Here is a 315-nt window from a genome sequence, read left to right as displayed (position 1 = left end):
CGGCATCGTCAGAGGGGTATAAGTTCCAGGTGATGTCGCCATCAACTAATGTGGAAACATCGACACCAGCAATGCTGTAGTTGCCGTTGGCATCGACGGTGACATTTGGCACCGTGACTTGGGTGCCGTTGGCATCAGTCAGCACTAACGTGACGGTTGAACCTGGGGCCACATCGGTGGTGGTACCGCTAATGTCGGCGGTGGCGCCGCTGTCATTTAAGACTAGATCGACAGTGATGTTACCGGCGACAGCATCTACTATTCCATCATCGTTATCTGTTGCAGAAGTACCGGCAGGATCTGTAAGTTCAGCGA

Annotated in this window: 1 pseudogene; it reads right to left on the bottom strand. The window is 53.0% G+C overall.

The annotated features are described in order from the left end of the window. Positions 1-315, bottom strand: a pseudogene (locus tag AAEY79_RS14365) (hypothetical protein); the annotation flags it as partial.

This window comes from Psychrobacter sp. GW64-MNA-CIBAN-0177, from assembly GCF_040309585.1.
In the GTDB taxonomy this organism is placed as follows: domain Bacteria; phylum Pseudomonadota; class Gammaproteobacteria; order Pseudomonadales; family Moraxellaceae; genus Psychrobacter; species Psychrobacter okhotskensis.
Note: the sequence above shows the minus strand (reverse complement) of the source record. Positions and strands in the feature narration are given on the sequence as shown.